The 24,012-nt window shown below is 45.7% G+C and carries 19 protein-coding genes; 18 read left to right on the forward strand and 1 reads right to left on the reverse strand.

The genetic code is table 11. From position 1 onward, the window contains the following. Positions 1-114: 114 nt before the first annotated feature. Both KQI_RS0103780 and KQI_RS0103790 read left to right on the forward strand, forming a co-directional pair. Positions 115-1,176 (forward strand): LCP family protein, encoded by a 1,062-nt coding sequence (locus KQI_RS0103780; protein ID WP_010345391.1) that lies wholly within the window; start codon positions 115-117, stop codon positions 1,174-1,176. Between the two features lie 376 nt (positions 1,177-1,552). Next, the gene (locus KQI_RS0103790) at positions 1,553-2,884 is read left to right on the forward strand and encodes a PhoH family protein (protein WP_010345392.1); all 1,332 of its coding nucleotides are present in this window, start codon (positions 1,553-1,555) and stop codon (positions 2,882-2,884) included. A 100-nt stretch (positions 2,885-2,984) separates the two neighbouring features. On the opposite strand, the gene KQI_RS0103795 is transcribed toward KQI_RS0103790, so the two are convergent. Further along, a complete protein-coding gene (locus KQI_RS0103795) occupies positions 2,985-4,082 on the reverse strand; it encodes a coiled-coil domain-containing protein (RefSeq protein WP_010345393.1) in 1,098 nt (365 codons plus the stop codon). 296 nt (positions 4,083-4,378) lie between these two features. Between KQI_RS0103795 and KQI_RS0103800 the strand changes: the two genes are divergently transcribed. The 16 genes from KQI_RS0103800 (at position 4,379) to KQI_RS0103875 (ending at position 24,009) form a co-directional block, all read left to right on the forward strand. Then, positions 4,379-5,029, forward strand: coding sequence for an RsfA family transcriptional regulator (locus tag KQI_RS0103800; RefSeq protein WP_010345394.1), 651 nt, complete (start codon positions 4,379-4,381; stop codon positions 5,027-5,029). Between the two features lie 126 nt (positions 5,030-5,155). Beyond that, a complete protein-coding gene (locus KQI_RS0103805; protein WP_010345395.1) occupies positions 5,156-6,115 on the forward strand; it encodes a ketopantoate reductase family protein in 960 nt (319 codons plus the stop codon). A 4-nt stretch (positions 6,116-6,119) separates the two neighbouring features. Next, entirely contained in the window at positions 6,120-6,509 is a 390-nt protein-coding gene (locus tag KQI_RS0103810; protein WP_010345396.1) for a DUF3397 domain-containing protein, read from the forward strand. A gap of 153 nt (positions 6,510-6,662) precedes the next feature. Continuing rightward, positions 6,663-8,366 carry a peptide ABC transporter substrate-binding protein gene (locus KQI_RS0103815; protein WP_010345397.1) on the forward strand — a complete coding sequence of 568 codons (1,704 nt, stop codon included), beginning with the start codon at positions 6,663-6,665 and terminating at the stop codon, positions 8,364-8,366. A 195-nt stretch (positions 8,367-8,561) separates the two neighbouring features. Beyond that, complete coding sequence (locus KQI_RS0103820; protein ID WP_010345398.1) at positions 8,562-9,494, forward strand: ABC transporter permease; 933 nt, start codon at positions 8,562-8,564, stop codon at positions 9,492-9,494. A gap of 4 nt (positions 9,495-9,498) precedes the next feature. Continuing rightward, positions 9,499-10,449, forward strand: coding sequence for an ABC transporter permease (locus KQI_RS0103825; protein WP_010345399.1), 951 nt, complete (start codon positions 9,499-9,501; stop codon positions 10,447-10,449). A gap of 11 nt (positions 10,450-10,460) precedes the next feature. Then, a complete protein-coding gene (locus tag KQI_RS0103830; RefSeq protein ID WP_010345400.1) occupies positions 10,461-11,399 on the forward strand; it encodes an ABC transporter ATP-binding protein in 939 nt (312 codons plus the stop codon). Between the two features lie 122 nt (positions 11,400-11,521). After that, on the forward strand, positions 11,522-13,153 hold the full coding sequence (gene bshC, locus KQI_RS0103835; RefSeq protein WP_010345401.1) for a bacillithiol biosynthesis cysteine-adding enzyme BshC: 1,632 nt from the start codon (positions 11,522-11,524) through the stop codon (positions 13,151-13,153). A gap of 79 nt (positions 13,154-13,232) precedes the next feature. Further along, a complete protein-coding gene (locus tag KQI_RS0103840; RefSeq protein ID WP_007431202.1) occupies positions 13,233-14,498 on the forward strand; it encodes an adenosylhomocysteinase in 1,266 nt (421 codons plus the stop codon). Between the two features lie 335 nt (positions 14,499-14,833). Next, positions 14,834-15,271 (forward strand): division/cell wall cluster transcriptional repressor MraZ, encoded by a 438-nt coding sequence (gene mraZ, locus KQI_RS0103845; protein ID WP_010345402.1) that lies wholly within the window; start codon positions 14,834-14,836, stop codon positions 15,269-15,271. A gap of 18 nt (positions 15,272-15,289) precedes the next feature. Continuing rightward, a complete protein-coding gene (rsmH, locus tag KQI_RS0103850; protein ID WP_010345403.1) occupies positions 15,290-16,240 on the forward strand; it encodes a 16S rRNA (cytosine(1402)-N(4))-methyltransferase RsmH in 951 nt (316 codons plus the stop codon). Positions 16,241-16,263: 23 nt separating this feature from the next. Beyond that, positions 16,264-16,644 (forward strand): type VI secretion system membrane subunit TssM, encoded by a 381-nt coding sequence (locus tag KQI_RS0103855; protein ID WP_010345405.1) that lies wholly within the window; start codon positions 16,264-16,266, stop codon positions 16,642-16,644. Between the two features lie 59 nt (positions 16,645-16,703). Beyond that, positions 16,704-19,064 (forward strand): penicillin-binding transpeptidase domain-containing protein, encoded by a 2,361-nt coding sequence (locus KQI_RS0103860; protein ID WP_010345406.1) that lies wholly within the window; start codon positions 16,704-16,706, stop codon positions 19,062-19,064. Positions 19,065-19,146: 82 nt separating this feature from the next. Next, positions 19,147-21,063, forward strand: coding sequence for a stage V sporulation protein D (locus KQI_RS0103865; RefSeq protein WP_010345407.1), 1,917 nt, complete (start codon positions 19,147-19,149; stop codon positions 21,061-21,063). Between the two features lie 55 nt (positions 21,064-21,118). Continuing rightward, positions 21,119-22,606, forward strand: coding sequence for a UDP-N-acetylmuramoyl-L-alanyl-D-glutamate--2,6-diaminopimelate ligase (locus KQI_RS0103870; protein WP_010345408.1), 1,488 nt, complete (start codon positions 21,119-21,121; stop codon positions 22,604-22,606). After that, complete coding sequence (locus KQI_RS0103875; protein WP_010345409.1) at positions 22,606-24,009, forward strand: UDP-N-acetylmuramoyl-tripeptide--D-alanyl-D-alanine ligase; 1,404 nt, start codon at positions 22,606-22,608, stop codon at positions 24,007-24,009. The genes KQI_RS0103870 and KQI_RS0103875 overlap by 1 nt, the downstream gene beginning before the upstream one ends. Positions 24,010-24,012 lie beyond the last annotated feature (3 nt).

The following is a 24,012-nucleotide window of genomic DNA, read 5'->3' on the forward strand; positions in this document are numbered from 1 at the left end:
ATTGGTTTGGTCTTTGGCCACAGCGGCGACGCCCGGAATGGGATGCGCCGCTGTATCTGTTTTAAGATTATAAACTCGGAGTCTTTCTCAAAACGCAGGAAAAGGTGTTGAATCATGAGTAATCTTTCAAACGGATTGCCTCCCCGGACACAAAGCGGGAACAAATCCACCAAACAGAAAAAAACGAAAAAGAAAAAAAGCTTTCTCAGATCGTTCATGAAGTTTGTTATGTTTTTACTCATTATAGGTATATTGGCAGCAGGTGGTTATACCTACTATATTTATAATCAGGTAGAGGACGTTTTGGATACAGGGAATAACAGAGAAGTGCCCCAAACGGAATTGGCTGAGTCTAAGCCTTTGACCGTTTTATTGCTTGGAACCGATTACCGTCCTGATCATCCGACGTATTTGTCAGATGTTATTATGGTAGCCACCTTGAATCCCAATACGAAATCCTCCACCATTGTGTCCTTGCCGCGCGATACACGTCTGGAATTGGATGGATATAAGCCGCGCAAGCTGAATGAGTATTATCCGGTATTTAAAGCCAGAGAGAAAGAATCTGGTGAGGTCGCTGAAGAGCAAATGAAGAAGATGATCGGCAAATATTTAAACATTAATATTGATTATGTAACGGTTATTAACTTCCAGGGCTTTAGAGATGTTGTGGATAATTTGGGTGGCGTAGATGTTACGGTTGATAAAAACATGTGTTATCGTGACCGTGCAGATGGCACGAATATTAACCTAACAGCTGGAGCCAAGCACTTAAACGGTGATCAAGCCCTTGATTTTGTTCGTTACCGCAAATCGAATTGTCGTCCAAAAACGGATGGATCTGACGATTTTGATCGCAACCGTCGACAAAATCAGGTCCTGCATTCTCTGATTGACCAAATGCAATCCTTTAACGCTCTGACCAAATTTGGTGCCATTATTAAATCCGTTGATAAAAATATGACGACAGATATTGAGTCACAGCAAATGAAAAATATTGTACAAACCTATTGGAATATTTCCAAGCAAAATGTGAAGTACAATCCGGTAGCGGGAACATGGCGTAGTCCTTATGTATATATTGATGAGCAACAGCTCGATGAGGCCAGACAAGCCCTGCAAGCGGAATTGGCCAAAAAAGCAAACGATAATACTGTAACTTCTTCCAATTCCTGAGTATGTATCTTTCTCCTCTCATATGTTATACTCGCAGCGAGTAAAAGCACTTATATGACATAAGGGGGTTGAAGTATGTCTGAATTTGTAGTGCGTCAAGTATATCGTTTGGATATGGGCAACAGTTTGGAATCAAATATTGTCTGTTATTTCTGTATGGAAATGAGAGAAATAAGTTAGGTCCAGTGAATGATCACTGGGCCTTTTGTGTCTTCCTAAGATGTACAGGCTCATAGGCTATGTTGAGCTACAAAATTTTTGCTGCTTCATACTCATAAGGAGGTCTTTTTTAAGGGAATCAGCAAGTATTGGGGAACCTGTGAATAGGATAGATATGAAACACGAGATTGTCCACGCCGCTTTGGAGGGGATTTAAATGAAGAAAATTTTTGTGCTGGATACGAATGTGCTGCTGCATGATCCGAAAGCCATTTTTACCTTCAAAGAACATGAGGTTGTTATTCCAGCTGTTGTTCTGGAAGAAATCGACTCCAAAAAACGCAACGCGGATGAGATTGGACGCAATGCCCGCAATGTATCACGATTGTTGGACGGGTTGAGAGATGTAGGTCATCTGCATAGTGGTGTTCCTCTTCCCCAAGGTGGGAGGCTAAAGGTTGAGTTAAACCACCGGAGTTTTATGAAAGTTCAGGAGATGTTTGGGGAGGTTTCTAACGATAATCGGATTCTGGCAGTCGCCTTGAACTATCATCTGGAAGAGCAGGAGCAGACTGAACCGCGTTCGGTCGTGTTGGTCAGTAAAGATGTATTGGTCAGAATCAAGGCAGATGTATTGGGACTGCTGACCGAAGATTATTTATCCGATAGAACAGGTGATCTAAGCGAGCTATACCCCGGGTATTCAGCAATCCAGGTGCATCCGTCCATCATAGATGAATTTTACTCCAATCGTTTTTTATCAATTAAATCACTGAATTTACCTTATACGCTGTATCCACATGAATTTGTGATTCTGAAAGATCAAATGGGAACTGGGAAGTCGGCTTTACTGAAAGTGAACCAGGATGCAGAGCGAATGGAGCCACTGTATTTAAGTAACGAATCGGTGTGGGGAATCAGCGCGCGTAATGCTCAACAACGGATGGCATTGGAGCTTTTACTGAATGACGATATCCCGCTTGTGACGATTACTGGAAAAGCGGGTACAGGCAAAACGTTGCTGGCGCTGGCAGCGGGTTTGCTTAAGGTAGAGGATGAACATCGTTTCAAGAAATTGCTGATTGCCAGACCTGTTGTTCCTATGGGCAAGGATATCGGATATTTACCGGGAGAAAAGGAGGAAAAGCTTCGCCCGTGGATGCAACCGATTTACGATAATCTGGAATACCTGTTTGACGCCAAAAAATCAGGCGATATTGATAAAATTTTGATGGGCTTGGGCAGCATTCAGGTGGAGGCGCTCACTTATATTCGCGGGCGTTCAATACCAGGGCAATTTATTATTATCGATGAGGCTCAGAATCTATCCCGCCATGAAATCAAGACGATTGTGTCCCGAGTCGGAGAGGGGAGCAAAATCATTTTGATGGGTGATCCGGAACAGATTGACCACCCGTATCTGGATGCTGCCAGCAACGGTCTGACCTATGTGGTGGAACGGTTCAAGCAGGAAGGGATTAGCGGGCATATTATGTTGGAAAAAGGAGAACGCTCCAAGCTCGCACAACTGGCTGCCGATCTGCTATAAGGTTCATATCGTTTTTACAAATATTAAAGACCTCGGGAGCATCCCGGGGTCTCTTGTTTTATTCGCGTAAAATGCAGAATAATGAAAGGTGAGCAAAAGTCTATTTCAGGCTTAATTCGAGCTTAACTTCAAGTGTTCCCGCTGAGGTGTGTACTTCTGTGGCTTTAACATACGCAATGAGCTGCTGTGGATAAAAGCCCAGATCAAAATCATTTTCCAGCTTGTTACGGGTCGTATCCGGCAGTTCCAGCCCGTTAAATACTAGACGATCCACATGAAATAAAATTGCATTTTGCGGTTCGTTCTCTACAGTGTAGTGTCCTTCTACCATCAATTTCATCGTTCCCTGTTGGCCTTCTACCACAATACGGTCCTGCTTGAAAGAAAAGTTGAAATGATTGAACAATTCATTTTCAGATTTTAAAAATCGGTTGAAATCTTCCTCACGAATGTTGATCGTAATGGTTTTGCCGTTCGTAATCATGGCTCCTTGCTGCTGTTGAATAAATTGAGGTAAATCCTGCATAGCCTGCGCCAGTGCTTTAAAGTGTCTATTTACCTCATAGACGCCTACATTCTCCCAGTAAGCAGTCAGCTCACTGATCAGCTTGCGGAGAGTATCCGGGTCATTACTGGCGCTAACACCTTCGTTTACACGCGACTGAAGCATAAGAATACGTTTACGTTGTTCCAGTAAGTTTGTTTTGACCTTCTCCAATTCCAGCGAGGCCTGAGTGACTTGTTGCTCTGTTTTTCGCATAGTCTGAACATTGGATTCGTATTCCTGAAGAACATCCTGATCGTGACTAATTAACAACAAGTAGTAATCGTACAGAGAGAGAAGCTGCTTTAGATTTTTCGCCCCCAGCACTACACTGAGCAGCTTGTCCCTTTCCCCCATATAATAAGAACGTAGCACAGACCCGGCACGGTTCCGTTGCGAGGTCATCTGCTCCTGCTGTGTGATGAGATTGTTTCGTAATTCCTGTTGATGCTGTGTAAGAGTCTTTTGTTCCTGGCTGATACGCTCAATTTCATGGTCTATTTCAATAATGGACAGGCTATCTTGTAAAATCTGGTTTGCCTCTTGGGAAGGGGCAGCCAGAATAGGACGTACATACATTGAAGTTAGCATCGAAGTTAATATCATAGTGATGATCAGCAAGGTACAGCATATGATTTTTATTGGTTTTGTCATCTGGTTTCCCCTTTAATGTATTACCGAAAAAGACTGATGATAATGTATATGATCTTTTTTCATTCTTTAACCATTCATTTATTGTACAGCAGTCAGAGCATGCTTGAAACCCAAAACTGTTTGCGTTCACGTATGAGTTCTTGCAGAAATGGAAATACAATTTAGTATCAAATAGATTCTATGAACTCTACGAGAGGCATAGGAATGAATAAACAGCTTTTATACCCTATTCAAATACCGGCAAGCTCGGTTCATGAAGACGGTTATTTCAGGATGTTGTTAGGAGGGCTAGAAGCATGACTGCAATAAGACAAGATGCATGGAGTGCAGAAGATGATTTGATATTGGCGGAGGTAACATTGCGTCATATCCGGGAAGGCGGTACACAGCTCGCTGCATTTGAGGAGGTTGGACAAAAAATTGGAAGAACCTCCGCGGCATGCGGCTTCCGCTGGAACAGTTGCGTACGCAAACGCTACGATGAAGCGATTAGCATTGCCAAAGCGCAGCGTCAAAAACGTAGTTATATCCGCAAGCAGAGCCCAGTGGGAGTATCGCAGGTGGCGGCCTTTGCCACACTTGATACGGTCGAAGGGGGATACAGATCGGATGGAATGAATGAGGATACGTTATCCATTGATGCGGTGATTCGCTTTTTGCGTCAATGGAAAGGAACTGTGCAGGAAACCAATCGCCAGATTAAGATGCTGGAAAAGGATTTGCGGGAAAAGGAAGAAGAATTGAATCAGCTCCGTTCCATTAATGATCGGCTGTCCAAGGAAGTCAACGAAGTGCAAACTGACTATCGTGTCGTAAATGATGATTATAAAGCCCTGATTCAGATTATGGACCGAGCACGGCGCTTGGCTTTAATTACTGAGGATGAGGATGAGCTTAAATCCAGATTCAAAATGGACGCCAATGGAAATCTGGAGCGCATTGAGTAGCAAGATTACATCAGCAAATACCATATAAAACGTCAACTCGTGCTTTGCCGTAGTTGGCGTTTTTTGTATTTCTCTGGAGTGCATATGATATAGTAGAAAAAAAGATGGAAGCGAGACGATATAAACGTGATTGATATTATTGGAGCGGGTTCACTGGGATTATTGTTCGCGGGAAGGCTGGCGGCCACAGGTACTGATGTGAGATTGTGGACACGAACACTTGAACAGGCACGCAGCATTGTCTGTGACGGAATTACGGTGTTTGACAAGAGGGGAGAGATAGCTGTTCATGTGCCTGGAGATACATTAAAGGTAGCTCCATTGGCAGATTGGCAGCGGTTAAATTCACATGTTCCCGCACAATGGATTTTTTTAATGACCAAACAGGGGGCTATCGAGGAAGTATTAAAGCAGATTCTACCTGTGGCTAAGATGGAAAGAGAAACGGGAATCGTTTGTTTACAGAACGGGATCGGACATATTGAACGTATTAGACAGGCCTGGCCCGAAGCCGAGTTATACCCTGCCGTGACGACCGAAGGAGCCAAGAGACAGGGAGCCGCATCTATTGTGCATGCCGGAGCGGGTGTGACTGAAATTGGCTGGGATGAGGAACGGGGGCAGACGCAGGACAGGAATTTCAAACAATACGTGCTAAATCGGCTGCTTGCAGCAGGATTTGACGTTTGCTTGTCGAAAGAAATCGAGAATGGTATGTATCGCAAGTTGTTGATTAATGCCGTGATCAATCCGTTGACGGCGATATGGCAAATTCGTAACGGCGAGCTGCTTTTGGACCCTGTTCGTTTACATATGATGCGCAAGCTGTATGATGAAGGCATTCAAGTGTTTGAAGCCCGTGGTATCCACTGGGACAGCAGTTGGTGGGAGCAAATTATGAATGTTTGCCAGGCAACGGCAGAAAACCATTCGTCCATGCTGGTCGATGTGCTTGCACAGTCCATGACAGAAGTTGCTTCCATTAACGGGCAACTGGTGCAGATGGCAGAGTTGGCTGGGGTTTCTGCACCAACTCATGAGGTATTGTGGCAATTAATTGAAGGCATGCGGCTAAAAGAGGGGTGATCAGTTGAGTATTATACAAGGTACTATTAGCACATTCAGTATTCTTCCCTTTTTTCCGTTTTTGATCGTATTTGTGGTTTGTCGATACATTCTTAAAATGGAAAAGAAGAAATCATTGCTTGCATCAATGGATATTACCACGGCTTTTCTGATTCTTTCCGTCGCGGCACTCTTTAACGTCATTTTCACATCCCGCTTCGGTTTTTATTTGATTTTACTTCTTTTACTATTGGCGCTGGGTTTAATTGGAGGTGCCCAAAATCGAATAAAAGGCAAGGTCGATGGTAAAAGATTATGTAGAGCCGTCTGGAGATTAACTTTTATAGCGATGTCATTGGCGTATATTTTATTGACTGTCGTTGGTATATTTAAGAATATATTCAATTCAATGTGATATAATATGACATGAAAAGGTGAAAAAATATGAATTAATCATGTTTTTTTGAAAAAAAAGCTCAATTTAAAGAAATGTAATGTAGATTTTTTTGACCGCTGGTTGTATAATCTATAAACATATACCACTTTAGAACTAGGGGGAAAACGCTAGATGAAAAGGAAAAGCTTTTTAGTCCTTTTGACACTCGTTCTTGCAGTTGGCGCACTGCTTGCAGGCTGTGGCTCCGCAAAGAACGATACCAATGGTAAGGGCGCACAAGAAAATGCATCAACTACGCCGGCTCCGGCCGACAAACAAATTTTGCGCATTAACCTTCTTTCCGAACCGCCAACCTTCGATCCGGCACAAGCTCAGGATAGCCAAACTAACACGGTTCTGAAAACTTTGTATGAAGGTCTCGTACGTATGGGGCCTGATGGCAAAGAAATCCCTGGCGTAGCTGAATCTTGGAAAATTTCCGATGACGGCAAAACCTATACGTTCAAACTTCGTGATAATGCAAAATGGAGCAATGGCGACCCAGTCAAAGCAAGTGACTTCGTATTTGCTTGGCAACGGGTATTGGATCCTTCCACGGCTCCTGCACCTCCATATGCTTATCAATTGTACTATATCAAAAATGCTGAGGGCTACAACCTGAGCACTTCGAAAACCTTTAAAGGAACTAAAATTACAGACTTTAAAGATGTAGGTGTCAAAGCTGTTGATGACCATACATTGCAAGTAGAACTGGTAAACCCAACTCCTTACTTCCTTGGATTGACCTCGTTCTATACTTTCTACCCTGTACATCCTTCTATTAAAGGGAATGACAAATGGGCTGTTCAGAAAGATAGCATGATCACTAATGGACCTTTCACGCTAACAACTTGGGACAGCGGTCAAAAGATCGAAGTCACCAAGAGCGAAAACTATTGGGGTAAAGACCAAATCAAGCTGAACAAAATTACGATGTCCCTGGTAAACAGCGGTGCAACGGAACTGGCTTCTTACAGAAGTGGACAACTTGATTATTCTGGTTTGCCGAACGGTGAAATTCCTGCAGACCAAATTCCGGGTGTCAAAAAAGAGTTGCCAAATGAATTCGAGGCTAAAGGAATTGCTAGTACGTATTACTACTTATTTAATGTAACAGAAAAACCATTTAACAATGTTAAAATCCGCAAAGCGTTTGCGATGGCTATTGAACGCCAACCGATCGTTGACAGAGTGACATTGGGGGGACAACTTCCTGCATTCGGCTTCGTACCTCCAGGTATCAAAGGAGTTTCTCAGGAATTCCGTTCTGAGCATAAAGATGATTATTTCAAAGAAGACATCACTGAAGCGAAGAAATTGCTTCAAGAAGGTATGAAAGAAGAAGGCGTGACTACACTTCCTCCGGTAACCTTGTTGTATAACTCCAGTGAAAGTCACCAAAAGATTGCTTTGGCAGTAGCTGATATGTGGAAGAAAAACCTTGGTGTGGACATCAAAACCCAAAACCAAGAGTGGGGCGTATTTATTCAAAATCGTAACAAGCTGAATTACCAAATTGCCCGTGCTGGTTGGTCTGCCGACTACAATGATCCAATGACATTCATGGATATGTGGACAACAGGCAACGGTAACAACAATGCGGGTTACGCTAACCCTGCATATGATGCTTTGATTCAAGCAGCTAAGACAGAAACTGATCCAGCTAAACGTATGGAAGATTTTGCGAAAGCAGAGAAAATTCTGGTTCAAGATGATATGGTATTGCTTCCGATTTACTACTATTCAAATGTTTCTTTAACGAAACCGAATGTAAAAGACATCGCGCTTGACTTTAGTGGAGCAATTGATTTCACAAGAGCGTATATTACACAGTAACTGAAGCTCAATTCTGAAGTTTGAAAGTTACTTCGGGATATATATGTGGATTGAACCATATATATCCCGTTTTTTTTGTGTCCTAGTCTTTTCCATCATCACGTAACCATGCAAATAAGTAGATTGGATTGTCCAATTCTATTTCGATAAAATCGAATGGTGTCGAAAAAAAATTATGGGGGGTGTAAACGGGCAATGACGCGTTATTTGATCAGTAAATTTCTTTACATGCTGCTATCTTTGTTCATTCTGATCTCTGCGACGTTTTTTCTCATGAAAGCAATTCCGGGTAACCCCTTCATGAGTGAAAAGGCGACTTCTCCTGAGATTCAAGCCCGGTTAATGGAGCAATATGGGCTGGATAAGCCTGTATATGTCCAATATTTTAAATACTTGGGTGATATTGCTTCAGGTGATTTTGGTATTTCCATGAAAAAATTGAATCAAGATGTAACTGACATTATCGGGCAAACTTTCTCGGTTTCGCTTAAATTAGGTTTTGTAGCTATTGTTGTGTCGATTATTGTCGGTGTTTTGCTAGGTATGCTAGCGGCGATGTACCATCGCAGGCTCATTGATAACGTTGCGATGATCTTGGCAATTATGGGAATTGCAGTTCCCAGTTTCGTCCTGGCGTCTCTAATCCAGTTTTATTTCGCTCAGAATTTGGGTTGGTTTAATGTTATGGGATTTGAAGGTCCACTGGACTATGTCCTGCCTGTCGCTGCGTTGTCAGCTCAACCGATTGCGTTTATCGCTAGATTGACACGCTCCAGTATGCTGGAAGTACTTCATGCTGACTATATTAAGACTGCCAAGGCGAAAGGCTTGCAGCCTGTTACGATTATGTTTAAACATGTGGTGCGGAATGCGATCTTGCCGGTCGTTACCTATGTTGGTCCAATGACTGCAAATATCATTACTGGTTCTGTGGTTATTGAACGGATTTTCGGAATTGGCGGCATTGGTAAGGTGTTTGTTGATAGTATTACAACCCGTGATTATACCATGATTATGGGAGTAACTATTTTTTACGGTATCTTATTGATGGCAGCGCGTTTTATTACAGATATTGCATATGGATTTATTGATCCACGGATTAAGCTTACTGGCGGAAAGGAGGGATAACTTTATGTCTGTGAAAGATAATGCTGTGAACTTGGATAAGCTTCAGGTGAAACCAGAAGACTTTAAGAGAATCGGAGCGGATGAAAAGCAGTCTGAAGTTATTCAGCGTGAAAGCTTATCCGCTTGGCGTGATGCTTGGGAACGGCTTCGTAAAAATAAGGTGGCTATGACTAGCTTGATTGTGCTGGTCTTAATCGTGCTTTTTTCTCTGATTGGTCCGAAATTGTCACCCTATAACTACTATTCTAATGATTTGCTGAGCACAAATCTCGCACCGTCTGCGGAGCACTGGTTTGGAACGGATGATCTTGGTCGTGACATGTTTGTCCGTACAGCGATGGGGGCGCGAATTTCCTTGACGATCGGTCTGGCTGCAGCAATGATTGACTTGCTGATGGGTGTTATTTATGGTGGAATTATGGGTTACTTTGGTGGCCGCGTTGATGAAATCATGAATAAATTTTCTGAAATCTTGTATTCCATTCCTTATTTGCTGGTTACAATCCTGCTGCTCGTTGTACTGGAGCCAAGTATTACCACCATTATTATTGCGCTCTGTGTAACGGGGTGGATTAACATGTCATGGATTGTGCGCGGTGAGATGCTGCAACTCAAAAACCGGGAATTTGTACTTGCTTCCCGTTCCATGGGGGCTGGAGCAGGCCGCTTGCTGTTCCGCCATTTGTTGCCAAATGCTGTTGGCCCGATCATCGTTACTCTGACATTGAGCGTTCCAACCGCTATTTTCTCCGAGGCATTTCTGAGCTTCCTTGGATTAGGGGTACAGGCTCCTCAGGCGTCACTGGGCTCAATGATTGAATCAGCTCTGACAGGATGGATGTACTATCCATGGCGTATGCTTTTCCCGGCAGGTTTGATCAGTTTGATTATGCTTGCGTTCAACCTTTTTGGCGATGGCTTACGTGATGCGCTTGATCCGAAGCTGAAGAAATAGGAGGTGAGATCATGGTGAGTAGCAACAATTTAATTGAGGTAGATGGTCTTAAAAAATATTTTAATGTTGGCAAAAACCGTGTGCTCAAAGCGGTGGACAACCTGAATTTCTATATTCGCGAAGGTGAAACACTTGGGATGGTAGGTGAATCCGGTTGTGGTAAATCTACAGCGGGTCGTACCATTTTGCGCTTATATGAGCCTACAGCAGGTAGCGTACGTTTTAACGGTACAGATATTTACAAATTATCACCAAGCAAAATGAAAGCCATGCGTCGTGATATGCAAATGATCTTTCAAGATCCATATGCATCATTGAACCCGCGTTTTACGGTTTCAGATATCATCGGTGAGGCGTTAGATATTCATAATATGGCGGGTAGCCGTGCCGAACGTAAAAAACGGATTGAAGAGCTGTTGGATCTGGTTGGTTTGAACCCGGATCACGCAACTCGTTATCCGCATGAGTTTTCCGGTGGACAGCGTCAACGGATCGGTATTGCCCGCGCACTGGCGGTTAATCCGAAATTCATTATTTGTGATGAGCCGATTTCAGCGCTTGACGTGTCCATTCAGGCTCAGGTTGTCAACCTGTTAAAAGAGCTTCAAGAACGTTTGGGTTTGACATACCTGTTTATTGCGCACGATCTGTCGATGGTCAAGCACATCAGTGATCGGGTAGCTGTAATGTATAGAGGCAAAATGGTTGAGCTTGCTGAAAGTTCTGAATTGTATGCCAATCCGATCCATCCATATACGAAAATGCTTTTGTCGGCGATTCCACTTCCTGATCCGGAAGTCGAAGCCAACAAGAATCGAATTATTATGCCTGACGATCAAGGCGGTCCAATTCAGGATGCGTCCGATAATAAGGCAGGGGCTTATAACCTGGAAAATGCTACACTGATCGAAGTGTCCAAAGGACATTTTGTGGCCGAGCCTTACGCTTGATCCTGCTTTACACACGAACCGTCGAGCTGCTCGGCGGTTTTTTTTGTAGGAAGCTTTGACGCGGAGAGGGGCTTTCGGTACAATCAAGCAGTAAGGCTTTGGTGGAGACAGGAGGCAGACCCATGAGAATTATTCCTGAAACGCTTCGCGGAGGGTCGGCTTTGGCAGAAGATTATACACAGGGTACAGGGCGCGCACGCGATTTGTATGAGTACGATGTTCTGCATGCCGATGCATATGCCCAACGGGCGGAGTGGCTGGATGAGACGGAGCATCTGCGATTAAGCCGTAAGGAAGTCGTAGCATGTCTTCGCATATACAATGAGCAATACAATTCGTATGAGGCAGTTCGGGCTTCATTGGATCGTCTGGAAAGTCCAGATGCTTTAGTCGTAGTTGGCGGACAACAGAGCGGACTGTTTACAGGTCCGATGTTGGTCATTTACAAAGCGGTCACGATCATTAAGGCGGCGAGGGAAGCAGAGGAGAAGCTTGGACGTCCGGTTATTCCCGTCTTTTGGATTGCTGGTGAAGATCATGACTGGGATGAGGTCAATCATACATATGTACTGGCGAATGACCCGCAAGCAATCAAAATCAAGCTGAAAAAGCAGCCTGAACGCCGTTCTTCGGTTAGTACCATTAAAGTGGATGCTGTAGAGTGGAAGCAGGCAATGGCGGATATAGAGCAAAGCTTGCCTGACTCAGAGCACAAGGCTGATATTTTGCGTATGATTAAGCACGGTTTGACCGATTCATACGGACTAAGTGAGGCCTTTGCCAAGCTGCTGGGCCTTTTGTTTGGCGAATATGGATTAGTGCTGCTGGATTCAGCAGATCCTTCGCTGCGCAAGCTGGAAGCATCTGTATTTCGTCGGTTGATTCAGCACAATGATGAGTTGGAGCAGGCTTACCGGACGGCTGCTGCGCGGATCGTGGATTGCGGCTATCATTTACAAGCGGATGTACACGAAGGTGGCGCGAATCTTTTTTATATCCATGAAGATGAACGTTTGCTGCTCTTCAAGCAAGGTGGACTATTTACGGATCGGCGCGGTTTGGTAGCTTTTACACAGGAAGAACTGCTTAGGGAGATGGATATACATCCCGAACGTTTTAGTAATAATGTACTAACCCGTCCTCTGATGCAGGATTCACTGTTTCCAGTGCTGGCATCTGTGCTGGGCCTAGGAGAAATTGCCTATTGGGCGATTACCCGGGACGCCTTCGGGGTTCTAGAGATGCAGATGCCGATACTGCTGCCCCGAATGTCCTTTACGCTGGTAGAGCCGGGTGTAGAGAAGTATATGCTTAAGCACGAATTAACTTTTGGACAGGTTGGGGACGGTCTTGAGGAGTCGAAGAAACAATGGCTTGCAGCCCAGGATCAGCTTGGGATTCAGGATCAGTTTTCCGGGGTGAAAGAAGCCTTTACCCGTCTATACGAGCCGCTTGTACAGCAGACAGGTTTGATTGAAAAAGGTTTGCTTCAGCTCGGAGAAACCAACAGCAAGAAAATTCTGGGGCAGATCGCTTATCTGGAGGCGAAAGTTCAGGAAGCGCTCCTTCGGCAAAATGAAACAGCACTTCGCCAGTGGGATCGTATTGAGTGGTCACTTTTTCCATTTGGCCAGCCACAGGAGCGGGTGTACACGATCTATCATTTTCTAAACCGTCACGGTCTTGGTTTGATTGATATGATTATGAACATACCAACGGATCTGGCGGGTACGCATCGTGTAATTTATGTATAATTTATGTAAGATTTTTTGTGTAGTGCATTGATTTTACCGTGTTAGCAGATTCAACCCATACTAAGGAGGAAACAACATAATGACTTCCCATTCTCTGCAAAACAGCATTGTTCACGATCTTAAACTGGCCCCTGAAGGCCATCTGAAAATTGATTGGGTGGAAGCCCACATGCCGGTATTAAACCGGATACGTCAACAGTTCGAGCAGGAACAGCCTTTTGCAGGTCTGAAGGTAACCATCTGTCTGCATCTGGAGGCTAAAACAGCTTATTTGGCTAAAGTAGTACAGGCAGGTGGAGCACAGGTCACGATTACCGGTAGTAATCCATTGTCCACACAAGATGATGTTTGCGCGGCATTGGTTGAAGATGGGATTACAGTCTTGGCTAAATATAATCCGGATCCGGAAGAGTTCAAAAATTTGCAAATTAAGGCGCTGGAAACGAAGCCGGACCTCATTATTGATGATGGCGGTGATCTTGTAACTCTGTTGCAATCCGAACGGCCTGATCTGATTTCTACCATCCGTGGGGGAGCAGAGGAGACCACTACAGGGATTATTCGTTTGAAGGCATTGGAAAAAGAAGGGCAGCTTCACTTTCCAATGGTGGCCGTGAATGATGCATACTGCAAATATTTGTTCGACAACCGCTATGGTACAGGACAGTCAGCTTTCGACGGCATTATTCGTACAACGAATCTGGTTGTGGCAGGCAGTACAGTCGTTGTAGTAGGCTATGGCTGGTGTGGCAAAGGGGTTGCAATGCGAGCAAAAGGCTTAGGAGCCAATGTTGTTGTAACTGAAGTTGATCCAATCAAGGCAGTAGAAGCTCATATGGATGGTTTCCATGTATTGCCGATGGTAGAAGCGGCTAAACTGGGTGACTTCTTTATCACAGTAACTGGAAACAAAGCGGTAATTACCGGGGAGCACTTTGATGTTATGAAGGATGGGGCTGTGCTGTGCAACGCAGGACATTTTGATGTAGAGGTTAGTAAGCCTGAGCTTGCCAAACGCTCCGAATCCATTCGCACGGTCCGTCGGAACATTGAGGAGTATCGCTTTAAAGACGGGCGTAAAATGTACTTGCTGGCAGAGGGGCGTCTCGTGAATTTGGCTGCTGCGGATGGTCACCCTGCAGAGATTATGGATACTACATTTGCGCTTCAGGCGCTTGGTTTGAAATACGTGAATGATCGTTACAACGAGTTGGGCAAAGCTGTTATTAATGTGCCTTATGAAATTGATGAGCAAGTAGCCCGCTTCAAACTCGATAGTCTTGGAATCAAAATTGATGCTTTAACAGAAGAGCAAAAGATCTATCTGGACAGCTGGAACGCGTAACTGGAGCATTTCCAGTCACAATGCTGGCTGTTAAGACATTCAGCTTTTAAACCAGATGCTGGTATAGGTTAAACATCTGGATTGGAGATTAAGCCCTTTATTTTATGTTGTTTCGAAACCTGATGCATATTGTCGGGGGTTCGGCTTCATGGAGTAAGGGGCTTTTTGCCATCTTGTGACGGAGGGCTACAATAACAGACACAATCGTATCGATTTGACGTCTATCACTTTTTGGTAATGAAAAAGAGGTTTTTGATTTTTTAAAGCGAATCTATTATGCTTAGGTGGTGGAAAGTGGGCCAAAGTGGGAGAATGAGGTAAGGGGTGACGAACCAATGTTTATGGGGGAGTTCCAACATAGCATTGATGAGAAGGGTCGGCTTACAGTTCCGGCTAAATTTCGTGAACTTCTCGGTGCCTCGTTCGTAGTTACCCGCGGGCTGGACCAATGCCTCTTCGTGTATCCCATGGATGAGTGGGCTGTCATGGAGAAAAAATTAAAGGCACTGCCTCTGATGAAAGCTGATGCGCGGGCGTTTACCCGATTTTTTTTCTCGGGAGCGACTGAATGCGAATTGGACAAACAGGGCAGGGTAAATTTACCGGGGAAATTGTGCGAATACGCCAAGCTCACAAAAGAGTGCGTCGTATTGGGAGTGTCCACTCGGGTAGAGATTTGGAGCAAGCACACTTGGGAGCAATATTTCAGCCAATCAGAAGAAGCATTTAACGATATTGCTGAGAAATTGGTTGATTTCAACTTTGAATTGTAATTTTAGGAGGTCAGTCGTTTGTTTCACCACATTACCGTACTCAAGGAAGAAGCAACACAGGCACTAAACATCAGGCAGGACGGGATCTATGTGGACTGCACGTTGGGAGGGGCAGGACACAGTTCCGTCATTGCGTCACAGCTCGGCCCTGAGGGAAGGCTCATCGCCTTTGATCAGGACGATTGGGCATTGGACAATGCGCGTGAGAAGCTGTCGGCCTATCAAGGAAAGATTTCATTAGTGAAATCCAACTTCCGCTACCTGCAGGACAAGCTGGCCGAACTGGGATTGCCCGAAAAAGACGGCGTCCCGCAGGTCCAAGGCATTTTGTTCGATCTGGGTGTATCCTCGCCCCAGTTCGATGAGGGGGAACGGGGATTCAGCTATAACCATGATGCACCGCTTGATATGCGGATGGATCAGAGTAGCTCGCTTACGGCTTACGAAATTGTCAATGAATGGCCGGAAGCAGAGATTGCACGTATTCTGTTTCAATACGGGGAAGAGAAGTTTTCACGACGGATCGCGAAGATCATGATTGAACGTCGAATGAATAAGCCTATTCACACAACGGGGGAACTTGTCGATATTATCAAAGAAGGAATTCCGGCTGCGGCACGCAGAACCGGGGGACATCCGGCTAAACGCAGCTTTCAGGCTTTGCGGATTGCTGTGAATGATGAGCTTCGTGCACTGGAAGATACTTTGCATCAGGCTATAAAATGTCTGGCTCCAGGGGGCAGAATTTCGGTTATTACGTTTCATTCCTTGGAGGATCGGATATGCAAACATATTTTCAAGGAGTATTTGGCGAAAAGCATCTATCCGTCTGATTTGCCTATTTTGGATGACAAAATGGTAGGCGATCTAAAGTTGGTGAATCGTAAGCCGATTGTGGCATCAGAGCAGGAATTGGAGCATAATCCACGGTCCCGGTCGGCCAAGTTGAGAGTTGCCGAGAAATTGTAAATTTGATGAGAAGGAGAGGCGACATGGCTTATACACGGGGTAATTTGGCTGTAAAAGAAAGAGCCCGTCAGGAACAGGTTCAACAACAACGGTTTCGTGAGACCACCAAAGTCGTTACGCGCCGCAGAGAGCTACCGATTCGGGAAAAGCTGTTGTATCTGTTGACACTTGTAGCGTGCATAGTCATTGCTGGTATGTTGATTGGCAGGTACGCCCATATTTATCAAATTAATTATGCGATTAATACGGCCAGCAAGGACATCTCTAAATTACAGACCAATATCGCCCAACTGAAGATTCAAAAGGAGAGGCTCGAGAATCAGATTGCGCCAACTGCAAAGCAGCAGGGATATATCGAGCCAACAAAAGAACCTATTCGTGTGGAAAAGCAGGCTGCCAAATAGTTAAGAGCATAGCATCAAGCTATGCTCTAATGTACATTTTTTGCAGAGAGGTTTGAGCTATGGTCAAGAGAATAAAGCTTCGCACACTGCTGATAGGGGGATGTATTACCCTCTTTTTTCTTGTTCTGCTGCTAAAGGTATTTTGGATTCAGGTCGTAAGCGGGGAATATTGGCATAAACAGGTAGTTGCTCAAGTGGAAAAAGATCAGGTGATTCTGCCCAAGCGTGGAACCATTACAGACCGTAAAGGAAACGTGCTGGCTACGGATGCACCTGCTTACACGGTAGTGGTCAACCCGAGTATCATCCAGGAATATGATTTGGAGAACGAGGTTGTAGCCAAACTGCATCAATTACTTAAAACACCTGAGGATGAGTTGAGAAGACATCTTTCGGCCAAGGACAGTAAGGGGAAATACTTGGTAAATCGCGAAATCCGTAATGGTGGCTGGAAGGCAGATCCCGAGATCAAGGCACAGGTGGATACGTTTAAGAAATATTTAAAGGATAAGTATGCAGTGGTTGGGGCGGTGGACACCGCTAAGGAGTCCAAACGCTATTATCCCGAAAATAAACTGGCTTCTCATGTTCTTGGCTATCAACGAAAAGATGGCACAGCAGGCATGGGGCTGGAGGCTTATTATAATAAAGAGCTTTCAGGGACGGCTGGCAAGCTTCTTTATCAGCGGGATCTGAAGGGTGTCCCTCTTCAGGGATCGGAAAGTATCTATGAGCCGGCACAAAATGGAAAAAATTTAAAGCTGACGATTGATGATACGATTCAGTATTATATAGAGAACGCCATGCAGGAAGCTATTGCAAAATACAACCCGAAAACGATGACTGTTGTAGCAGCAGATCCCCAAACGATGGATGTTCTCGGGATGGCTAGTTATCCTAATTTTAATCCCAATACATATGGGAGTGCACCATTGGAATCTTTTCGTAATAATGCTACTCAGTCTATCTACGAGCCGGGTTCTACGTTTAAGATTGTGACCTTGGCTGCTGCGGTTCAGGAAAAGGTATTTAATCCGAATGAAACCTACCGCTCTGGTGTCGTTAGGGTCGGAGGCTGGGATATTCGCGACGTGAGCCGTAACTGGGGAACGTTAACCTATCTTCAAGGTGTCAAGCGTTCAAGTAACGTCGGTTTTGTCCATCTAGGGCTGGACAAGCTGGGTGGCGAAAAGTTGAAAAATTATATTAATAACTTTGGATTTGGTTTAAAAACAGGGATTGATCTTCCGAGTGAGTCTGCTGGAGCTATCACATTCCATACCCAATACAAATCCGAAGTTGCAACGGCTTCCTTTGGACACGGACGTGTTCAGGTGACACCTATCCAGCAGGTAGCTGCGATTTCGGCCATTGCTAATGGGGGTAAGCTAATGGTGCCTCATCTTGTGAAGGAAATTGTGAATCCGGATACGGACGAAGTGCAGACGATTCAACCTAAGGAAGTCCGTCAGGTGATTTCGAAGGAATCGGCAGTCCAGACAAGCAGCTATCTGGAGCAGGTCGTGTCTGACCAGGAAATTGGTACAGGACGTCTTGCCTATATTGACGGATATCGTGTTGCTGGTAAAACAGGTACGGCGACGAAAGTCGTCGGCAAAGTATACGACCATTCGAAGGATGTCGTGTCCTTTATTGGATTTGCACCGGTAAATGATCCGAAAATAGCCGTATTGGTCGTCATGGACGAACCTAACAAATCGGTAGGCGGTGGTACGGCAGCGGCGCCTGTATTTAAAAAAATCGTGTCCCAGTCACTGCAATATATGGGAGTTCCCAAAACAGGAACCAAGGCGAATAAGACAGATGGCTCTGCTGTGAAAACGGTGGATCTGCCCACTGTACCGCAATTAACCGGTCAGGTGAAAAAGGATGCACAAAACGCATTGCTCAAACAGGGGATTGCCTATGAAACGGTAGGTAAAGGCTCCAAAATCGTTCGCCAGTATCCTGAGGCAGGCGTCAAAATGAAATCGGGACAACGCATTTATTTGCTGACCGAGGATAGTGCCAACATGACCATCCCTGACTTTACAGGTGTTTCATTGCGTGACACACTTCAAGTTTTGACGCTTATGAAGGTTGGTGTCCAGGTGAGTGGAGAGGGTTACGTTGTCTCTCAAAAGGCACAAATGGTGAATGGCAAGCGGACCGTCAGTGTGAAGCTCCAGCCAGCCAAGGAAACCGTAACCGGAGTGAAACCGGATGACACGCCGGATCAGGCCACAGGTATTGCTACAAATCAGTCAGGCAGTGCAGCGAAGACGGGTACCAATCTCAAAACCGACACCGGTACCGATACTACTGCGAATGCAAGCACAAGCGTCAGGCCTCCCAATGGAGGAAATTCTGCTATAGCAGATGAAAAAAGTGCTGCCGCTATTAAAGGCGAGGATAATTGATAGCTTGTTCTAACGTCCGTTTTTTTGAATATTCATGAGGTAAGACATGTCATGAGTATTTGGAAGAACGGAGGGGGCGCGTTTGAAAAAATCTAACGTGATCATGCGGCGCAGGCTGGTGTGGGGGCTGCTGGGATTGTTTGTACTGTTCACGGCCTTGTCGATCCGGCTTGCCTATGTTCAATTGGGAAAGGGAGGCGAGCTCTCGGCCAAGGCTGAGGATTCGTGGCGCCGCAATATTCCTTTTGCCGCCAAGCGTGGTGAAATTTTGGACCGGCAGGGTACGGCATTGACCTATAATGTCAGTTCACCAACAGTTATGGCGATACCCGTACAGATTAAGCAGCCGGAAGAAACGGCACGAAAGCTGGCGCCCTTGCTGGATATGAGCGAGGATAAAGTGCTTAAGCTCATTACCAAACGAACTGCAAGCCAAAAACTTCAGCCCGGCGGACGGAAAATTACGATGGAGAAAGCGCAGCAAATTCGTGATTTGAAGCTGCCGGGTATCGTTGTTGCTGAGGACAACAAACGTTATTATCCCTATGGCGATCTGGCGGCTCATATTCTCGGATTTACAGGAATTGATAATCAAGGGCTGACAGGCGTAGAGAAGCAGCAAAACAGCAAGCTTCGGGGCATTGATGGGAGCATTGCATATTTATCCGATGCAGGTGGACGGTTGATGCCCGGTTCTTCTGAAAAGTACATTGAGCCGAAGGATGGTCTGAATTTACAATTGACCATTGATAAGTCTGTGCAGTCCATTATGGAGCGAGAGCTTGACCAAGCTATGGTCAAATTTCAGGCCAACTCGGCCTTATCTATTGCCATGAATCCCAAGACGGGTGAGATACTGGGCATGGCTGGGCGACCAAGTTATGAGCCAGCGCTATACAAGCAATATGCGCCTGAAATTTACAATCGGAATTTGCCGATCTGGATGACCTACGAACCTGGTTCTACGTTTAAAATTATTACACTGGCCGCTGCGTTAGATGAAAAGAAAGTAGACCTCAAAAATGACCGTTTTTTTGATCCGGGATATATTGAAGTCGGCGGGGCGCGTCTGCGCTGTTGGAAAAAAGCCGGTCATGGTAGCGAGACCTTTCTTCAAGTGGTGGAGAATTCTTGCAACCCCGGTTTTGTAACGTTAGGTCAGCGTTTGGGCAAAGAAACACTGTTCAAGTACATTCGCAATTTCGGCTTTGGCAGCAAAACAGGCATCGACATGATTGGTGAGGGAAATGGTATTTTATTCAAACTGCCCCAGGTCGGGCCTGTAGAACTGGCGACAACCGCCTTTGGTCAAGGGGTTTCAGTCACTCCGATCCAGCAGGTGACGGCGGTATCTGCTGCAATTAATGGTGGTAACCTTTATAAGCCTCACATTACAAAAAGCTGGATTCAGCCGGAAACAGGCAAGGTGCTGGAACAAGTAGAGCCGGAGTTGGTGCGAAGGGTTGTTTCAGAGGATACCTCCCGACAGGTGAGGGAAGCGTTGGAGAGCGTCGTTGCCAAAGGCACAGGTCGTCCCGCTTTTATTGAGGGCTACCGGGTGGGCGGTAAAACGGGTACAGCGCAGAAGGTCATTAACGGACATTATTCTTCTTCGGAGCATATTGTATCTTTTATCGGCTTTGCTCCCGCGGATGACCCGCAGATTGTTGTGTACACTGCTGTTGATAACCCGAAAGGCGTTCAATTCGGCGGGGTAGTTGCTGCACCAATCGTACAAAAAATTTTAAAGGATGCGCTGATTGCTTTGAAAGTCCCACCCCGCACCAATCAAATTCCCAAAGTGTACAAGTATGGAGAAAATCCGATTGAAACCGTACCTGATCTGGTAGGTGCCGGGGTGGCTGATTTGTACGAAGATATGAATATGAACTTTATGCTTGTAAAATCCGGGTCAGGCAAGACGGTTGTCAGTCAGGCACCGAAGCCGGGCTCCAGATTGGAACGGGGATCAACGATCCGTATTTATATGGGGGATTGATAGGTTTTTTTTATACCATACTATGAATAACGAGAAAGCAATGGAGGAATGAAAGATGGAGCTTCAACAATTGGCTTCACTGCTGGCCGCCTCCCGCATTGTGGGGGACGGTACAGTGGATTGCCGAGGAATCGGGGCGGATTCACGTCGGGTGGAGCAGGGAGACTTGTTTCTGTGCTTGCCCGGTTTTACAGTGGACGGACATGACTATGCCGGGCAGGCAATTGCGTCCGGTGCGGCAGCCTTGGTTGTAGAGCGGGAGCTGGATGTGCCTGTTCCACAGCTTGTGGTTAAGGACGCTCGTTATGCCATGGCGGTTTTGTCGGATTATATGTTTGATTCACCGAGCCGCCGATTGCGAATGATCGGCATCACCGGAACAAACGGCAAAACCACGATTACTTATCTAATTGAAAAAATCATGAATGATGCCGGAGTAAACACCGGACTGATCGGTACGATTCAAATGCGCTATGGTGGTCAGTCTCACCCTATGTCAGGCACTACGCCCGAAGCGGTAGAGCTGCAACGTTATCTCGGAAATATGGCAGAGCAAGGTGTTCAATGCTGTGTCATGGAGGTATCCTCACATGCACTGGAGCAGGGACGCGTCAAAGGAACTGATTTTCGTACCGCTATATTTACAAACCTGACACAGGATCACCTGGATTATCACAACACAATGGAGGAGTACCTTGCTGCCAAAGGACTTTTGTTTTCCAGATTGGGAAATGGCTTCTCGCGGGATGCGGCGGACAGTAAATATGCTGTTCTGAATGCGGATGATCCGGCCTCTTCTTACTTCCAGGCTCAAACTGCGGCCCAAGTCATTACATACGGTGTGGAAAAGGAATCAGATGTGCAGGCATCCCGTATCATGATTGGCGCGAAGGGAACCTCCTTCCATGTGTCCACTTTTAAAGGGAATACCGATATTGAGCTTCGAATGGTAGGCAAATTCAATGTGTACAACGCATTAGCAGCCATCACGGCTGCTTTACTGGAAGGGATCTCGCTGGCCGATATTAAGCACAGTCTGGAGTCTATAGCAGGCGTAGACGGGCGGGTAGAGCCTGTAGATGCGGGTCAGCCATTTGCCGTGATTGTAGATTACGCCCATACTCCGGACGGATTGGAAAACGTTCTTCGCACGGTTAAGGAATTTGTGGTTGGTAAAATATGGTGTGTATTTGGATGCGGTGGAGATCGGGATCGTACCAAACGTCCTTTGATGGGAAAGATTGCCGCGCGATACAGCGATCATTCGTTTATTACTTCCGACAACCCCCGAACAGAGGACCCGCAAGTTATCTTGAAAGACATCGAGCAGGGGCTGATTGACGAAGGGGTAGCCGCAGAACGATACGAGCTGATCGTAGATCGCAGAGCTGCTATTCATAAAGCTATTGAAATGGCAAGCCCTGACGATGTAGTATTGATTGCGGGAAAAGGTCATGAGACCTACCAGCTGATCGGAAAAACGGTGCATGAATTCGATGACCGCATCGTAGCCAAAGAAGCGATAAGGGGTTTATCCAAGTGATGAAAAGAACAATCGGTCAAATTGCCTCCATGAGCGGGGGAACGCTTCACAGTGAAGCGGACGCTGAACAGATGGTTGAGGGCGTTTTTACAGATTCACGCAAGCCGCAAAGCCAAGGGCTGTTCGTTCCACTTTCCGGCGAGCGATTTGACGGGCATAATTATGTGCAGCAGATCATGAGCGAGGCAGGTGCAGCTGCTTTTTTATGGCAAAAGGATCACGGAGCGCCTCCAGCGGGAAACGCCATAGAAGTAGAGGATACATTAGAAGCTCTCCAGCAGCTGGCAGCTGCATATTTGTGTGAAACTGGCGTTTCAGTCGTTGGAATCACAGGAAGCAACGGTAAGACGACGACTAAAGACATCGTGACGGCTCTGTTGGACACGACTTTTAAAGTACACAAAACCGAAGGAAATTATAACAATCATATCGGTTTGCCTTTAACGGTACTGTCCATGCCGCAGGATACAGATATTCTTATTCTTGAAATGGGGATGAGCGGACGCGGTGAGATCCGCCTGCTAACTAATATTGCAAGGCCGGATGTTGCCGTCATTACCAATATAGGCGAGTCTCACTTGCTCCAGCTCGGTTCCCGCGCGGAAATCGCTCGTGCAAAGCTGGAAATCGCCAGTGGCCTCAAGCCCGGTGGTTTGCTGATCTACAACGGTGATGAACCACTATTGCCACAAGTGCTGGCGGAGCCTGCAACGGTCAAGCCTGAAGGTTTAAAATGGTTTACGTTCGGGATATCCAAGAACAATGATGATTATCCAACAGCGATCACTTCGGATGAAGAAGGCAGCTTATTCACAACAGCCCAAGCTGGCAAAGAGGCTTTCCGACTCCCCTTGCTTGGACAGCACAATATTGTAAACGGGTTGGCAGCGCTGGCGGTAGCGCGTCATTTTAATGTCGATGCAGATCATATACGCAAAGGGCTGTCGTCTTTGAAACTGACAGGTATGCGCATTGAGGTTGTGAGATGCTCTGACGGACTTACTGTGCTAAACGATGCCTATAACGCCAGTCCTGCTTCAATGAAGGCTGCACTACAGACGTTATCCGGGTACAAAACGGACGGACGTAAAATTGCCGTGCTTGGTGATATGCTGGAGCTGGGACCGGAGGAAAAGCAATTCCATGAGGAAATCGGGCTTTTTGCAGCTAAGCACGACGTAGAGGAACTGTTTACCTACGGTGAGCTGGGGATGTCTATTGCGCAGGGAGCTTTAGGGCTAATGCCAACTGAACAAGTACACGCTTATACGGATAAGGAAAAGCTGATCCACCATTTGCGGACTTATCTCCATGCTAATGATATTGTGCTGGTTAAGGCATCCAGAGGGATGCGATTGGAAGAAATTGTGGATGCGCTGAAAAACGGTCCGCTACAGAACTGATGT

The sequence above is a fragment of the Paenibacillus peoriae KCTC 3763 genome (assembly GCF_000236805.1).
Classification (GTDB): Bacteria; Bacillota; Bacilli; order Paenibacillales; family Paenibacillaceae; genus Paenibacillus; species Paenibacillus peoriae.

Coding starts and splice junctions, on each gene's coding strand:
- KQI_RS0103780 (WP_010345391.1), top strand. CDS start 115: ATGAGTAATCTTTCAAACGGATTGCCTCCCCGGACACAAAGCGGGAAC.
- KQI_RS0103790 (WP_010345392.1), top strand. CDS start 1,553: ATGAAGAAAATTTTTGTGCTGGATACGAATGTGCTGCTGCATGATCCG.
- KQI_RS0103795 (WP_010345393.1), bottom strand. CDS start 4,082: ATGACAAAACCAATAAAAATCATATGCTGTACCTTGCTGATCATCACT.
- KQI_RS0103800 (WP_010345394.1), top strand. CDS start 4,379: ATGACTGCAATAAGACAAGATGCATGGAGTGCAGAAGATGATTTGATA.
- KQI_RS0103815 (WP_010345397.1), top strand. CDS start 6,663: ATGAAAAGGAAAAGCTTTTTAGTCCTTTTGACACTCGTTCTTGCAGTT.
- KQI_RS0103820 (WP_010345398.1), top strand. CDS start 8,562: ATGACGCGTTATTTGATCAGTAAATTTCTTTACATGCTGCTATCTTTG.
- KQI_RS0103825 (WP_010345399.1), top strand. CDS start 9,499: ATGTCTGTGAAAGATAATGCTGTGAACTTGGATAAGCTTCAGGTGAAA.
- KQI_RS0103830 (WP_010345400.1), top strand. CDS start 10,461: ATGGTGAGTAGCAACAATTTAATTGAGGTAGATGGTCTTAAAAAATAT.
- bshC (WP_010345401.1), top strand. CDS start 11,522: ATGAGAATTATTCCTGAAACGCTTCGCGGAGGGTCGGCTTTGGCAGAA.
- KQI_RS0103840 (WP_007431202.1), top strand. CDS start 13,233: ATGACTTCCCATTCTCTGCAAAACAGCATTGTTCACGATCTTAAACTG.
- mraZ (WP_010345402.1), top strand. CDS start 14,834: ATGTTTATGGGGGAGTTCCAACATAGCATTGATGAGAAGGGTCGGCTT.
- KQI_RS0103855 (WP_010345405.1), top strand. CDS start 16,264: ATGGCTTATACACGGGGTAATTTGGCTGTAAAAGAAAGAGCCCGTCAG.
- KQI_RS0103860 (WP_010345406.1), top strand. CDS start 16,704: ATGGTCAAGAGAATAAAGCTTCGCACACTGCTGATAGGGGGATGTATT.
- KQI_RS0103870 (WP_010345408.1), top strand. CDS start 21,119: ATGGAGCTTCAACAATTGGCTTCACTGCTGGCCGCCTCCCGCATTGTG.
- KQI_RS0103875 (WP_010345409.1), top strand. CDS start 22,606: ATGAAAAGAACAATCGGTCAAATTGCCTCCATGAGCGGGGGAACGCTT.